The 230-nt window shown below is 56.1% G+C and carries 1 protein-coding gene; it reads right to left on the bottom strand.

Annotation, left to right across the window (positions count from 1 at the left end):
• Positions 1-230: hypothetical protein (locus EXE42_RS19125; RefSeq protein ID WP_158293801.1), on the bottom strand; the 230-nt coding region annotated here is incomplete at both ends.

The raw sequence follows: 230 nt of genomic DNA, 5'->3' as shown, positions 1-230 counted from the left end.
CGAGCATAGGCGTTTTCTGCTTCACCAAGACGGCGCCGAACGCTCTCATACTTCTCAGCGTTTGAAACAAGAGGGAGAGGTCCGAGAGCTGTCTCTACGTACCGGCGGTCGAATTCGGTGATGAAGTCGAACGTGTCGTCCGGGTCGAGATCCCAGTAGTTCGAAATGACCCACGCGTAGTCCTCATCAATATCCGTGACTTTACCCGCGGGAATCCGCTCGGTGGCGTC

Origin of the sequence: Halorubrum sp. SP3 (assembly GCF_005435195.1) — an archaeon.
Lineage (GTDB): Archaea > Halobacteriota > Halobacteria > Halobacteriales > Haloferacaceae > Halorubrum > Halorubrum sodomense.
The sequence above is the reverse complement of the archived record's forward strand: the minus strand, read 5'-3'. Positions and strand labels throughout refer to the sequence as shown.